This is a genomic window from Oryzihumus sp. (assembly GCF_054325275.1).
In genome coordinates, this window is the sequence record NZ_JBTCWL010000092.1 from 1 (window position 1) to 12,908 (window position 12,908).

The following is a 12,908-nucleotide window of genomic DNA, read 5'->3' on the forward strand; positions in this document are numbered from 1 at the left end:
CCACGGTGACGATGTAGTCGAGCATCAGCGCGACGGCGCCGACCTGCGCCACCAGCGGGCCGAAGTTCTCCCGCGCGACGACGTAGGAGCCACCGGCCTTGGTGTAGGTCGTCACGACCTGCCGGTAGGTCAGCGTCACCAGCAGCAGCACCGCGAGGACGACCAGCGTCATCGGCAGGAGCAACGCGTAGGCGGCGATGCCGAAGACCGGCAGCAGCACGAGCAGGATCTCCTCGGAGCCGTATGCCGAGGAGGAGATGCAGTCGCTGGCCAGCACCCCGAGGGCGAGCTTCTTCGAGAGCCGCTCGTGAGCGAGCTGGTCGGTGGTCAGCGGCGGGCCGAGGAGCGCGCGCTTGGCGCGGTAGCTCAGCTTCTCCGGCAGGTCCACGCCCACCCGGAGTGCCTGCGGGGCCGGGGCCTCGGTGACCGTCCGCGCGTCTGTCTCGAGCGTTCCCGTCTCCACCAGTCGAGCGTAGGTCGACGCTATCGGCCCCCCTGACCGTCCGCCGTCAAGATCGCGTCAAGATCCCCGATCAGGCGGCCGCGACGCGTCCGGGACCCATGTCTCGCGGCACCGTGAAATTCGCGGACGATGGCTGAGGCCCGCCTCTATGGTGGCGCGCATGGCATCGGTCAGGCAGGTCCAGGTCACCTTCGACTGCGCGGCGCCCGAGCGCGTGGCGCGCTTCTGGTGCGAGGTGCTGGGGTATGTCGTGCCGCCACCGCCGGAGGGCTTCGCCACGTGGGACGACGTCGATCGCGCGCTGCCGCCTGAGCGCCAGGGGTCAGCGTTCGCCTGCGTGGATCCCTCAGGTGTGGGCCCGCGGCTGTTCTTCCAGCGCGTCCCCGAGGGCAAGGTCGTCAAGAACCGGCTGCACCTCGACGTGCGGGTCGGCACCGGGCTCGTGGGTGACGAGCGCCTGGCCGCACTCGAGGCCGAGTGCTCACGACTGGTCGCGCTCGGCGCCGTGCGCGTGCGACTCCTGCAGGCCGACGAGTTCAACGAGTCGTGCCTCGTGATGCAGGACATCGAGGGCAACGAGTTCTGTCTCGACTGAGGCCGCGTCACCAGTCAGACGACGGCCGGCACCCCGGCGTGGCGCAGCAGCAGGTCGACGAACGCCGGTGTGACGCCCAGCGGGTCGGCCACCGGCACCTGACCGGCCCGGGCGGTCACCGCGTCCGGCAGCCGTCCCGGCGCGACGAACAGCGAAGCCACCGCCGGCCGGGCGCACCCGTCGGCGCGCAGCGCCTCCAGCGCCTCATCCACGCGCGGCCCGTGCGCGGAGGCGAACGCCGCCACCGCCGGTATGCCGTGCAGCTCACCGAGGTCGCGGGCCAGGCCGGAGACCACGTCCCGGGCCGGCTCGTGGCTCGACCCCGCCGCGGCCAGGACCAGCCCGTCGACCACGTCGGCGCCGGCCTCGGCGAGCCGGTCGGTGAGCGCGCGCAGCAGGAGCGCCCGGTCGCGCGGGTCGTCGGTGACCAGGCCGGGCGCGATGCCCACGTCGGCGATGCCGGTGACCCCGCTGGCGGCGACGGCGGTGGGCACGTCCGTGCCCAGGTGGTGGCCGGGGGTGAACAGCAGCGGCACGAGGCGGATGTCGTCGTGGCCGGCGGTGGCCAGGTCCTGCAGCGCCACGTCCGGGGTCGGCTCGGTGAAGTCGAGGTGGCAGGCGCGCACCTCGACCCCGGTGCGCCGGCGGACCGCGGCGACGAGCTCGCCGACGACGAACGCCGCGCGTGGGTCTCGGCTCCCGTGGGAGAGCAACAGGACGGCTGGGCCCATGGTCGCCTCAGATGTCCCACTCGTCGTCGTGCCGGCTCTCCCCGGCCAGCGGGTCGCCGACCATGCCGGCGGCCAGCGTGGCCCCGGACTGCGGGTCGATGAGCAGGAACGCGCCGGTGCGGCGGCTGGTGCTGTAGGGCTCGGCCACCACCGGGTCGGCGGTGCGCAGCCGGATGCGGCCGATGTCGTTGAGCCCGAGGTCCTCGGCATCGACGACCTTGACCTGGTCGAGGTCGAGCACCCCGTCGACGGAGCCGACGATGGCGCGCGTGGTGCGCGTCGTGTGCTTGAGCAGCACCCGGCCGCGCTTGCTCAGCGGCACGTCGGAGAGCCAGCAGACGGTGGCGACCAGGTCGCGGGTGGGCTCGGGCGCGGACGCCGCCGCCGCGATGACGTCGCCGCGGGCGACGTCGACCTCGTCGGCCAGGCGCAGCGCCACCGACATCGGCGCGAACGCCTGGTCGAGCTCCCGGCCCGGGCCGCCGAGGTGCGGGGCGTCGATGCCGACCACCCGGGTGCGCCGGCCGCTGGGCAGGACGGTCACCTCGTCGCCGACCCGGACGACCCCGGACGCGACCTGCCCGGCATACCCGCGGTACTCCCGCTGGGCCTCGTCGCGCGCGGCGCCCTGGGGGCGCAGCACGACCTGGACGGGGAAGCGGAACTCCTCCGCGGCCGGGTCGTCGGCCACCGGCAGGGTCTCCAGGACCTCCAGCAGGCTCGGCCCGTCGTACCAGTCGGTGCGCGAGGACCGGTCGACCACGTTGTCGCCCTCGAGGGCGGAGACCGGGATGGCGCGCACGTCGGGCAGGCCGAGCTCGCGGGCCACGTCGGCGAGCTGGTCGCGCACCCGGGTGAACACGTCCCCGTCGAAGCCGACGAGGTCGATCTTGTTGACCGCGACGATCACGTGGGGCACGCGCAGCAGCGCCGCGACGGCCAGGTGCCGGCGGGTCTGCTCGAGCACGCCCTTGCGGGCGTCGACCAGCAGCACCACGGCGTCGGCGGTCGAGGCCCCGGTGACCGTGTTGCGGGTGTACTGCACGTGCCCGGGGCAGTCGGCCAGGATGAACGAGCGCTCGGCGGTGGCGAAGTAGCGGTAGGCCACGTCGATGGTGATGCCCTGCTCCCGCTCGGCGCGCAGGCCGTCGGTGAGCAGCGCGAGGTCGGCGGTGGCCAGGCCCCGGTCGCGGGAGACGCGCTCGACCGCGTCGAGCTGGTCGGCCAGGACCGACTTGGAGTCGTGCAGCAGCCGGCCCACGAGGGTGGACTTGCCGTCGTCGACCGAGCCGGCGGTGGCCAGGCGCAGCAGGGTGGGCTGGGCGGTCATCAGAAGTAGCCCTCCTTCTTGCGGTCCTCCATGGCGGCCTCGGAGATCCGGTCGTCGGCCCGGGTCGCGCCGCGCTCAGTCAGCCGGGACGCGGCGACCTCGACCACGACGTCGCCGACGTGGGTGGCGTCGGACTCCACCGCGCCGGTGCAGGACATGTCGCCGACCGTGCGGTAGCGCACCTGCCTGGTCACCACCGTCTCGTGCTCGCGGGGCAGCGAGTAGGGCCCCACCGCGAGCCACATGCCGTCGCGGTGGAACACCTCGCGCTCGTGCGCGTAGTACAGCGGCGGCAGCTCGATGGCCTCGCGGGCGATGTAGCGCCACACATCCAGCTCGGTCCAGTTGGACAGCGGGAAGACCCGCACGTGCTCGCCGGGGCGGTGGCGGCCGTTGTAGAGGTTCCACAGCTCGGGGCGCTGGTTGCGCGGGTCCCAGGCGCCGAACTCGTCGCGCAGGCTGAACACGCGCTCCTTGGCCCGGGCCTTCTCCTCGTCGCGGCGCCCACCGCCGAAGACCGCGTCGAAGCGGTGGTCGGCGATGGCGTCGAGCAGCGGCTGGGTCTGCAGCGGGTTGCGGGTGCCGTCGGTGCGCTCGGCCAGCCGGCCGTCGTCGATGTAGTCCTGCACCCGGGCCACCTCGAGGCGCACGCCGAGCCGCTCGACCGTGCGGTCGCGGTACTCCAGCACCTCGGGGAAGTTGTGGCCGGTGTCGACGTGCAGCACCGGGAACGGCACCGGCGAGGGCCAGAACGCCTTGGCCGCCAGGTGCAGCATGAGGACGGAGTCCTTGCCGCCGGAGAAGAGCAGCACCGGCCGCTCGAACTCGGCGACGACCTCGCGGATGATGTGGACGGCCTCGGACTCGAGCGCGTCGAGGTGGTCAAGGGCGAGCCGCCCCGACCCGGCACGGCGGGCGGTCTCGTCCTGGGTCTGTGTCTGGCTCATGTGTGGATCCCGCACTCGGTCTTGTCCTTGCCGCTCCAGCGTCCGGACCGTGGGTCGGCCCCCGGAGCCACCTTGTGGGTGCATGGTCCGCACCCGATCGACGGGTAGCCCTGCGCCACCAGCGGGTTGCGTGGCAGGTCGTGCTCGGCCTGGTAGGCCTCGACGTCGTCGTCGGTCCAGGCCACCAGGGGGTTGACCTTGACCAGGTCGTGCTTGTCGTCCCAGGAGACGACCGGGGTGCCCGCCCGGGTCGGGGCGTCCACCCGGCGCACGCCGGTCACCCACGCGGCGTGGCCCTCCAGGGCCCGCGCGAGCGGCTCGACCTTGCGCAGGAAGCAGCACAGGTTGGGGTCGCGGTCATGCAGCTTCTCGCCGTACTCCTCGTCCTGCTCGGCCACGCTCTGGCGGGGCAGCGCCTCGACGACCGTGATCGGCAGCCGGCGCGCAGCCTCGTCCCGCGTCTGCAACGTCTCCGCAAAGTGGTAGCCGGTCTGCAGGAACAGCACCTTGACGCCCGGCAACGCCGCGGAGAACAGGTGCGGCAGGATCGTGTCCTGCATCGAGGAGGCCACGAGGAGGTCGTCCCCGAACTGCTCGACGGCCCACCGGACCACCTCGGCCGCCGGGGCACCTTCGAGCCGCTCGTTTGCCTCCGCGATCGCCTCGTCCCGCTCGGCCGGGGTCAGGGCCGACCAGTCCAGGGCAGTGGTCGTGGGGGTGGTCATACGAGCAGCTCCTCATCCGCGCGCAGCGCCCAGGTCGCGAACCGCTCCCCGGGCTCCCGGTCCTTGACGAAGTTGCGCACCACCCGCTCGATGTATGCCGGTGCCTCCGCCGCGGTCGTCTTCAGGCCGCGGACCTTGCGACCGAAGCCGGCGTCGAGGCCGAGCGTGCCGCCGAGGTGGACCTGGAAGCCCTCGACCTCCTCGCCGTCGGCGTCCTTGACCAGCTGGCCCTTGAGGCCGATGTCGGCGACCTGGATGCGGGCGCAGGAGTTGGGGCAGCCGTTGACGTGGATGCTCAGCGGGACGTCGATCTCGTCGATGACGTCGGCGAGGCGCTCCTCGAGCACGCCGATGGTGCGGGTGGCCATGCCCTTGGTGTCGACGTAGGCCAGCTTGCAGAACTCGATGCCCGTGCAGGCCATGGTGTGCCGGCGGAAGACCGAGGGGTTGGCCTCCAGCCCGAGCGCGGCCAGCTTGCGGGTCAGCGTGTTGACCCGGCGCCGGGGCACGTCGAGCACGAGCAGCTTCTGGTGCGGGGTGAGCCGGACGCGCTGCGAGCCGTAGGACTCCACGAGGTCGGCGAGCTCAAGCAGCAGGGTGCCGGAGACCCGGCCCACGGTCGGGGCGACCCCGACGTAGAACTTGCCGTCCTTCTGCTCGTGCGCGCCGACGTGGTCGCCACGGTCGGGCGTCGGCTCCGGCGCGGGCCCGTCGGGCAGCACGCGGCCGAGGTACTCCTGCTCGAGGACCTCGCGGAACTTCTCCGGGCCCCAGTCGGCGAGCAGGAACTTCAGCCGGGCCTTGTGCCGTAGCCGGCGGTAGCCGTAGTCCCGGAAGATCGAGGTGACCCCGGCCCAGACGTCGGGGACCTCCTCCTCGCGGACGAAGACACCGAGGCACTCGGCCAGGCGTGGGTTGGTCGACAGGCCGCCGCCGACCCAGAGGTCGAAGCCGGGGCCGAGCTCGGGGTGCCGCACGCCGACGAAGGAGATGTCGTTGATCTCGTGCACCACGTCGTTGGTGAGCATGCCGGTGATCGCGGACTTGAACTTGCGCGGCAGGTTGGAGAAGTCGGGGTTGCCGACGTAGCGGCGCTGGATCTCCTCGATCGCCCAGGTGGGGTCGAGCAGCTCGTCCTTGCTGATGCCGGCCACCGGGGAGCCGAGTACCACGCGCGGGCAGTCGCCGCAGGCCTCGGTGGTCAGCAGGCCGACGCCCTCGAGGCGCTCCCAGATGGCGGGGACGTCCTCGACCCGCACCCAGTGCAGCTGGATGTTCTGCCGGTCGGTGATGTCGGCACTGTCCCGGGCGTAGTCGCGGGACACCTCGCCGATCGCGCGCAGCTGCCCGGTGGTCAGGGCGCCGCCGTCGACCCGGACGCGGAGCATGAAGTACTCGTCCTCGAGCTCGTGCGGCTCGAGGTGGCCGGTCTGCCGGCCGTCGAGGCCCTGCTTGCGTTGGGTGTAGAGCCCCCACCAGCGGAACCGGCCGTGCAGGTCCTCGGTCGGGATGCTGGCAAAGCCCTGCTTGCTGTAGGTCTGCTCGATGCGGGCCCGCACGTTGAGGGCGTCGTCCTCGCGCTTGAACCGCTCGTTGGCGTTGAGGGGTTCGGTCTCGCCGAGGGCCCACTGGCCCTTGCCGCCGGTGGTCTCGCGGGCACGGGTCGCCCGGTCAGCGGTGAGAGTCATAACCAAAAGTTTGCCATGACCCAACGTGGGCTAATGAATCCGTGTCACGATCCGGGATGCCCAAATCCGACGAAAGTGGTAGGAAATGCCGCGGCCGGGACCCCGCTCAGTGGGTCCCGGCCGCGACGTCATCGGCCCCCGGTCAGGGCAGGTAGTACATCGGGTTCGGCACCTTGAAGGTCTTGTCGGCGTAGCCGCCGTTGAGGTCGGACCACTGGTCGCCGAAGTTGGCGACGATGTCGTAGCCCAGGGACTCGATGTGCTTGCGGGTGCCCGACTTGTACTCGGTCGTCGTGCACGCCGCGCCGCAGGGCAGGTAGGCCGGCGGGTTGACCTTGTCCTTGAGGTACAGGTGGTCCACGTCAGCCGACGCGGTGTAGCCGACCTTGGCCAGGTTGGCCACAGTGCCGTCGCGCTGGGTGACCGGGCGGCCGGTCAGGAAGAAGACGGTGTAGCCGTTGTCGTTGGCCCAGTTGACCAGGGCCGGCATCCCGAAGACGGCCGGGAACTTCGCGTTGTTGACGAAGTCGGCGTTGGTCGTCGGGTTGTAGGCGAAGGTGGAGGAGATCTCGTAGTTGTAGGTGTTGAGCGTCGTGTCGTCGACGTCGAACACCAGCGCCGGCTTGCCCGAGTGCTTACGCGACGCCTGGCCCTTGAGGTAGCCCTTGGCCGCGGCGGTGATGTGTGCCATCTCATTGGCGTAGTTGCCGGTCGAGGAGGGGTAGTGCAGCCCGTCCTCGGCGTTGACCGTGTCGCCGTAGTAGGCCTTGATCTGGTTCTCGACCACGGTGACGTTGGGGATGCTGTCGCCATGCGTGGCGACGTGGCTCGACGAGGCCCTGGGGCCGTCGTGGGCCGAGGCGGTGAGGATCCCCCCGGAGAGCAGGCCGGTGAGCGCGACGGCGACGCCGGTGACGACCGGCGCGGTGCGGTGGAGCTTCATGGGCAACCTTTCCTGACCGGGCCCGACGGGCCCAACCGGCCGAGTTTCGCACCGGGACGAAGGTCCCGCACCACGTAAAGGTGACAAGTCGGCATACATCCTTGTCGGGCCCACGGGAGGGTGCCGCAGACTGAGCCCCATGACCTCCCCCGACCCCGTCCTCATCACCGGCTGCTCGTCCGGCATCGGCGAGGCCACCGCGCTGATGCTGGTGCGCGCCGGCCACACCGTCTACGCCACCGCCCGGCGCCCCGAGACGCTGGCGGACCTTGAGATCGCCGGGGCGCGCATCCTGGCCCTGGACGTGACCGACGAGGAGTCGATGGCCGCGGCGGTCAAGGCCGTCGAGGACGAGCACGGCAGCGTCGGCACGCTCGTCAACAACGCCGGCTACGGCGAGTACGGCCCGGTCGAGGAGACCGACCTGGCCCGCGTGCGGACGATGTTCGAGACCAACGTCTTCGGCCTTTCCCGGCTGACCCAGCTGGTGCTGCCGGGGATGCGCCGGGCCGGCCGCGGCCGCGTGGTCAACATCAGCTCCATGGGCGGGCGCATCGTCTTCCCCGTCGGCGGCTACTACCACGCGAGCAAGTACGCCGTGGAGGCCATCAGCGACGCCCTGCGGGTGGAGGTCAAGCCGTTCGGGATCGACGTCGTCGTGGTCGAGCCGGGGCTGATCCGCACCGGCTTCGAGGGGCGCGTCAACGAGGGGATCGCCTCCGACGCCGGGCTCACCTCCGACCAGAGCGCGTATGCCGAGCTGCTCGCCAAGAGCGGGAAGGCCACCACCGAGAACTACTCGACGCGACTGGCGGTCGGGCCGGACTCCGTGGCCAAGGTCGTGCTGAAGGCGGTCGAGGCCGACCGTCCGCGCACCCGCTACGTCGTGACACCGGCGGCGAAGGCGATGATCGCGCTGCGCAAGCTCGGCGGCGACCGCGTCTGGGACACCTTCGTCCGGGCCCAGTTCAAGCTCTGAGTCGGCGCCCTGGGCTAGTTTCGGGGCATGGCTGAGCACCCGGACCTCGAGCCCGCCGAGGCGTTGCGCCGGATCGCGTTCCTGCTCGAGCGCTCCCGCGCCGGCACCTACCGCGTCAAGGCCTTCCGCGGCGCCGCCGCCACCGTCCGGGCGACCGACGCCGAGGAGCTGCGCCAGCGCGCCGAGGTGGGGTCGCTGACCGACCTGCCCGGCATCGGCTCGGCGACCGAGGCGGTCATCCGGGAGGCGCTGGCAGGTGAGGTCCCGGCATACCTGAAGTCTTTGGAGGACAAGGCTGCCGGCCCGCTGACGACCGGTGGGGAGCAGGTGCGGGCGGCGCTGCGCGGCGACCTGCACTGCCACTCCGACTGGTCCGACGGCGGGTCGCCCATCGAGGAGATGGTGGTCACGGCGATGGAGCTCGGCCACGACTACCTCGTGCTGACCGACCACTCGCCGCGGCTCAAGGTCGCCAACGGCCTGTCCGTCGAACGGCTGACGAAGCAGCTCGGGGTCATCGAGGCCGTCAACGAGCACCTCGACGGGCAGTTCCGGCTGCTCAAGGGGATCGAGGTCGACATCCTCGACGACGGGGAGCTCGACCAGACCCCCGAGATGCTCGGCAAGCTGGACGTCGTCGTCGCCTCGGTGCACTCCAAGCTGAAGATGAACGCCGGGCCGATGACCACCCGGATGGTGGCGGCGGTGTCGAACCCGCGGGTCAACGTGCTGGGCCACTGCACCGGGCGCCTGGTCGAGGGCGAGCGCGGCACCCGCGACCAGAGCAGCTTCGACGCGGCGGCAGTGTTCGAGGCGTGCGCCGCCCACGACGTGGCGGTGGAGATCAACTCCCGCCCGGAGCGGCGCGACCCCCCGGACGAGCTGATGGCGCTGGCGCTCGAGGCCGGCTGCCTGTTCTCCATCGACAGCGACGCCCACGCGCCCGGGCAGCTGGACTTCCTCGCCTACGGCTGTGAGCGCGCGCAGCGCCTCGGCGTGCCGGTCGAGCGCATCGTCAACACGTGGGAGGTCGACCGGCTGCTGGCCTGGGCACGCCCTTGAGCAGGCGTTTTCGTGCTCGGGACGGGGCGGAACGACCCATTTTGGTGATCGGGGCATTCCTCCCCTATGCTTTCCGAGTCCTCGACGGATCCGAGCTGGTCGCTCGACAGCGGCGGGGGTCCTGAACAGGTCGAAAGATCCAGGTCCCCATCGTCTAGCGGCCTAGGACCCCGCCCTTTCACGGCGGTAGCACGGGTTCGAATCCCGTTGGGGATACGCAGTAACCTTGCATCATCAAGGCCCCGTAGCGCAGTTGGTTAGCGCGCCGCCCTGTCACGGCGGAGGTCGCCGGTTCGAGCCCGGTCGGGGTCGCTCTTCTTGCCAGAGCGTCCAGCGCCACTCCCCTCAGGGAGTGGCGCTTTTCGTTTGCCGACAAGGGTTTCGCGGCCGATACCGCATCGTTGTCCGGCCTTTGACGCATCAACGATATGGTCGGCGAACCCGACAAACCGGACAGGCGTGCGGGGCCTGGAGCCCTGACCCTCCGGCGCTTGTCGCCCCTCCCCCTCCGTCTGCCCCGAGGTAGGTCAACGTGACAGTCGCGGTCATCGGCGCCGGGTTCGCCGGTCTGGCCACAGCCAAGGTGCTGCGCCAGTCCGGCTTCGAGGTCACCGTCTTCGACACGGCTCCCGACGTGGGCGGGGTGTGGAGCAGCACCCGCCGCTACCCGGGTCTGCGCACGCAGAACAACAAGGGCAGCTACCGGCTCTCCGACCACCCGATGCCGCGGTCGTTCCCGGAGTGGCCGAACGGCGAGCAGGTCCAGGCCTACCTCGAGGGCTATGTGCGCCGGTTCGACCTGCAGGAGTGCCTGCGTCTGGGCACCGAGGTCATCGGCGCCCGGCTCCTGGCGGACGAGAGCGGCTGGGAGGTGACCACCTCCGACTCCGACGGGGCGCTGGTGACCGGGGCCTACGAGCAGCTCGTCGTCGCCAACGGGATCTTCTCTGTCCCGGCGCCGCCGACCCTGCCCGGGGCGGCGGAGTTCCGGGCCGCCGGTGGTCGCATCGTCACCACCAGCGACCTGCACGACGTCGAGGAGGCCCGCGGGCGGCACGTGGTCGTCCTCGGCTACGGCAAGTCGGCGTGCGACGTCGCCGTGCCGGTGAGCGACGTCGCGGCGAGCACGACCGTGGTCGCCCGCGAGCTGCTGTGGAAGATGCCCACGAAGATCAAGGGCGTCCTCAACTACAAGTACCTGATGCTGACCCGGATGGGTGAGGCACTCTTCCGCTGGATCGAGCCGACCGGCGTCGAGGCGTTCCTGCACGGCCGGGGCAACGGGCTGCGGCGGCGGATGCTCGGCAGCGTCGAGGCGGTCACCACGGCGCAGCTGGGCCTGCAGGAGCTCGGCCTGGTGCCGCACGGCTCGTTCGAGGACATCGCACGCAGCACGGTCTCCCTGGCCACCGAGGGCTTCTTCGAGCGGGTCGGCGCCGGCGTGATCCGGGTGCACCGCGACCGGGTCGTCGAGCGGCTCCTGGAGAAGGACGGCCGGCCGCACGCCGAGCTGAGCGACGGGACCCTGATGCCGGCCGACCTGGTCGTCTGCGGGACCGGGTTCCGCCAGGAGGTGCCCTTCCTCGACCCCGCCATCCAGCGCCGGATCACCGACCAGGACGGCAACTTCCAGCTGTGGCGCCAGATCCAGCCGCTGACCGTGCCGCGGCTGTTCTTCGCCGGCTACAACTCCTCGTTCTTCAGCCCGCTCAGCGCGGAGATGGCCGCGGTCTGGATCGTCAACCTGCTGCTCGGCGGGCACGAGGTCCCGCCGCTGGAGGAGCGCCGCGCCCAGGTCGAGCGCCGGCTCGCCTGGATGCAGGAGCGTACCCGTGGCCACCACGCCCGGGGGACCAACATCATCCCGTTCTCGATGCACAACATCGACGAGGTGCTCGACGACACCGGCCTGAACGTCGGCCGGGCCACGCGCGCGCTGCAGTGGCTGCTGCCACTGAACCCCGCGGCATACCGCTCGGTCACCCGCCGGCTGGTGCGCCGCAGCAGGTAGCGCGCCCTCGGGTGCCTACTCCTCCGGTTCCCAGGCGATCAGCAGGTCGAACAGGCGTCGGTCGCCGTCGAGCTCGACCGACTCCAGGGGGATGCGGTCGTACATCACCAGGACCAGCTCGCTGGCCGCCCCCCGCGCGGAGGCGCCGGCCGCGTCGGGGTCCCCGGCGGCTGCGGTGGCGGGCGTCGGGCCGGGCGCGGGGATGCGGGCGGATCGTGCACCGTCGCCGTCGACCGTGAGGCGCCAGGAGCAACCCTCGGTGGCGTGGTACTCGAAGGCAGTGGGCGTGTGCGGCCAGGCGCTCGTCGTCGCGTTGCAGGTGAACAGGAACTCCTCGACGCCGTCGAGGGCCACCTCGACCGGCAGCGGCTGCGGGCCGCCCAGGGTGCTCTGGGCGTCGTAGGTGTGCACCGCGATCTCCTGGAGCTGGTGCCGGGCGACGGCGCCGCAGGTGTGCGGCGACTGCGAGGCACCCCAGCCGGTCCAGCACCCGCGATCCGGACCGGCCTCACGCAGTGCGTCCAGCAGCTGCTGCGTCGATGCGGCCAACCAGTCCAGGAGGGCTTCACGCTCCCCAGGAGCGGCCACGTCGCCCTGCGGTGCGACCTTGGCCGTGGCGTCAGGCCCGGCGGCGATGGTGGCGGCCCAGCGGCGGCGCCCCGCGCCCAGGTGCTGCACCAGGTCGAACAGCGTCCACTCGGAGCAGGTCGGCACCGGCATGTCGAGGCTGGGCGCGGAGGCGACCGCGGCGCGGAAGGCGGTCGACCGTTCGTCGATCAACCGCAGCAGGTCGGAGAACCCCAGCGTCGTGTCCACCGCGGCTGTCTATCAGCGTCCTGCGGCAACCGGACAGCGATCTTCCTTGCCTACACAGCGGGCGCCATCTCGGTCGCCGACTTGGGGCGGGTGCTGACCGGTGCGGTCCACCTCGGGGCGCTCGTCGTCGCGTGGGCTTCCTCGGTGCTGCGCCGTCTCCGCGGCCAGCTGGCGTCCGCAGCCCTGCTCGTGCTCGCGCTCCCGGTGGCGGTGGCGCGCCTGTTCGGTTCCGAGCAGACCTCGAACGTGCTGGGCAGCTTCTGGCTCTCGCTGGTGCTGCTGCCCACCCTGGTCACCATCGTGGGCGGTGGCCGTGCTCGAGGCGCTGATCGGGCAGATGTTCCTCGCCACGCTGGTCGCCCGGCTGGTGGCCTCCTTCTCGGGCCGGCGCCGCCGGTCCCGAGCTGTCCGCGGCTGACGGGAGCCGGCGCACCCGGCGTCGGCGGCACCCCCGCGGATGGGCTATCCTCGTGCCGTCGCGGACGTGCTCCCCTGCATCCCCTCGCAGGTTCGGGCCTCCGCGAATGCATTGCCCACGGCCAGGTAGCTCAGTTGGTACGAGCGTCCGACTGAAAATCGGAAGGTCGGCGGTTCGACCCCGCCCCTGGCCACCACCAA

11 protein-coding genes, 3 tRNA genes and 1 pseudogene are annotated in these 12,908 nt (G+C 71.5%); 7 read left to right on the forward strand and 8 right to left on the reverse strand.

Going from position 1 to position 12,908, the window contains the following annotated elements; translation table 11 throughout:
• Positions 1–463 (reverse strand): annotated as a pseudogene (locus ACXVGS_RS17430) (hypothetical protein); the annotation flags it as partial.
• A gap of 160 nt (positions 464–623) precedes the next feature.
• Between ACXVGS_RS17430 and ACXVGS_RS17435 the strand changes: the two are divergent.
• Positions 624–1,058: a VOC family protein gene (locus tag ACXVGS_RS17435; protein ID WP_458529409.1), complete on the forward strand. Its 435-nt coding sequence runs from the start codon at positions 624–626 to the stop codon at positions 1,056–1,058.
• 14 nt (positions 1,059–1,072) lie between these two features.
• On the opposite strand, the gene ACXVGS_RS17440 is transcribed toward ACXVGS_RS17435, so the two are convergent.
• The 6 genes from ACXVGS_RS17440 to ACXVGS_RS17465 form a co-directional block, all read right to left on the reverse strand.
• A complete protein-coding gene (locus ACXVGS_RS17440; protein ID WP_458534491.1) occupies positions 1,073–1,789 on the reverse strand; it encodes a sirohydrochlorin chelatase in 717 nt (238 codons plus the stop codon).
• 7 nt (positions 1,790–1,796) lie between these two features.
• Positions 1,797–3,119 carry a sulfate adenylyltransferase subunit 1 gene (locus ACXVGS_RS17445; protein ID WP_458534492.1) on the reverse strand — a complete coding sequence of 441 codons (1,323 nt, stop codon included), beginning with the start codon at positions 3,117–3,119 and terminating at the stop codon, positions 1,797–1,799.
• Entirely contained in the window at positions 3,119–4,066 is a 948-nt protein-coding gene (cysD, locus tag ACXVGS_RS17450; RefSeq protein ID WP_458531812.1) for a sulfate adenylyltransferase subunit CysD, read from the reverse strand. Before cysD ends, ACXVGS_RS17445 begins: the two co-directional genes overlap by 1 nt.
• Positions 4,063–4,791, reverse strand: coding sequence for a phosphoadenylyl-sulfate reductase (locus ACXVGS_RS17455; protein WP_458529405.1), 729 nt, complete (start codon positions 4,789–4,791; stop codon positions 4,063–4,065). Before ACXVGS_RS17455 ends, cysD begins: the two co-directional genes overlap by 4 nt.
• Positions 4,788–6,479, reverse strand: a complete 1,692-nt coding sequence (locus ACXVGS_RS17460) for a nitrite/sulfite reductase (protein WP_458537245.1) — start codon at positions 6,477–6,479, stop codon at positions 4,788–4,790. Before ACXVGS_RS17460 ends, ACXVGS_RS17455 begins: the two co-directional genes overlap by 4 nt.
• A gap of 142 nt (positions 6,480–6,621) precedes the next feature.
• Positions 6,622–7,422: an HAD family acid phosphatase gene (locus ACXVGS_RS17465; RefSeq protein ID WP_458534493.1), complete on the reverse strand. Its 801-nt coding sequence runs from the start codon at positions 7,420–7,422 to the stop codon at positions 6,622–6,624.
• A 139-nt stretch (positions 7,423–7,561) separates the two neighbouring features.
• On the opposite strand from ACXVGS_RS17465, the gene ACXVGS_RS17470 reads away from it, so the two are divergent.
• The 5 genes from ACXVGS_RS17470 (at position 7,562) to ACXVGS_RS17490 (ending at position 11,474) form a co-directional block, all read left to right on the forward strand.
• Positions 7,562–8,401, forward strand: coding sequence for an oxidoreductase (locus tag ACXVGS_RS17470; RefSeq protein WP_458529402.1), 840 nt, complete (start codon positions 7,562–7,564; stop codon positions 8,399–8,401).
• A 27-nt stretch (positions 8,402–8,428) separates the two neighbouring features.
• Positions 8,429–9,463, forward strand: a complete 1,035-nt coding sequence (locus tag ACXVGS_RS17475) for a PHP domain-containing protein (protein WP_458529401.1) — start codon at positions 8,429–8,431, stop codon at positions 9,461–9,463.
• A gap of 143 nt (positions 9,464–9,606) precedes the next feature.
• Positions 9,607–9,679 (forward strand) — tRNA-Glu (locus tag ACXVGS_RS17480).
• A gap of 22 nt (positions 9,680–9,701) precedes the next feature.
• A tRNA-Asp gene (locus ACXVGS_RS17485) sits at positions 9,702–9,775 on the forward strand.
• A gap of 220 nt (positions 9,776–9,995) precedes the next feature.
• Positions 9,996–11,474, forward strand: coding sequence for a flavin-containing monooxygenase (locus ACXVGS_RS17490; protein ID WP_458529400.1), 1,479 nt, complete (start codon positions 9,996–9,998; stop codon positions 11,472–11,474).
• A 15-nt stretch (positions 11,475–11,489) separates the two neighbouring features.
• Here ACXVGS_RS17490 and ACXVGS_RS17495 read toward each other — a convergent pair whose 3' ends face one another.
• The gene (locus ACXVGS_RS17495; protein ID WP_458537246.1) at positions 11,490–12,290 is read right to left on the reverse strand and encodes a maleylpyruvate isomerase N-terminal domain-containing protein; all 801 of its coding nucleotides are present in this window, start codon (positions 12,288–12,290) and stop codon (positions 11,490–11,492) included.
• A gap of 537 nt (positions 12,291–12,827) precedes the next feature.
• Here ACXVGS_RS17495 and ACXVGS_RS17500 point away from each other — a divergent pair.
• A tRNA-Phe gene (locus ACXVGS_RS17500) sits at positions 12,828–12,904 on the forward strand.
• Positions 12,905–12,908: the final 4 nt, after the last annotated feature.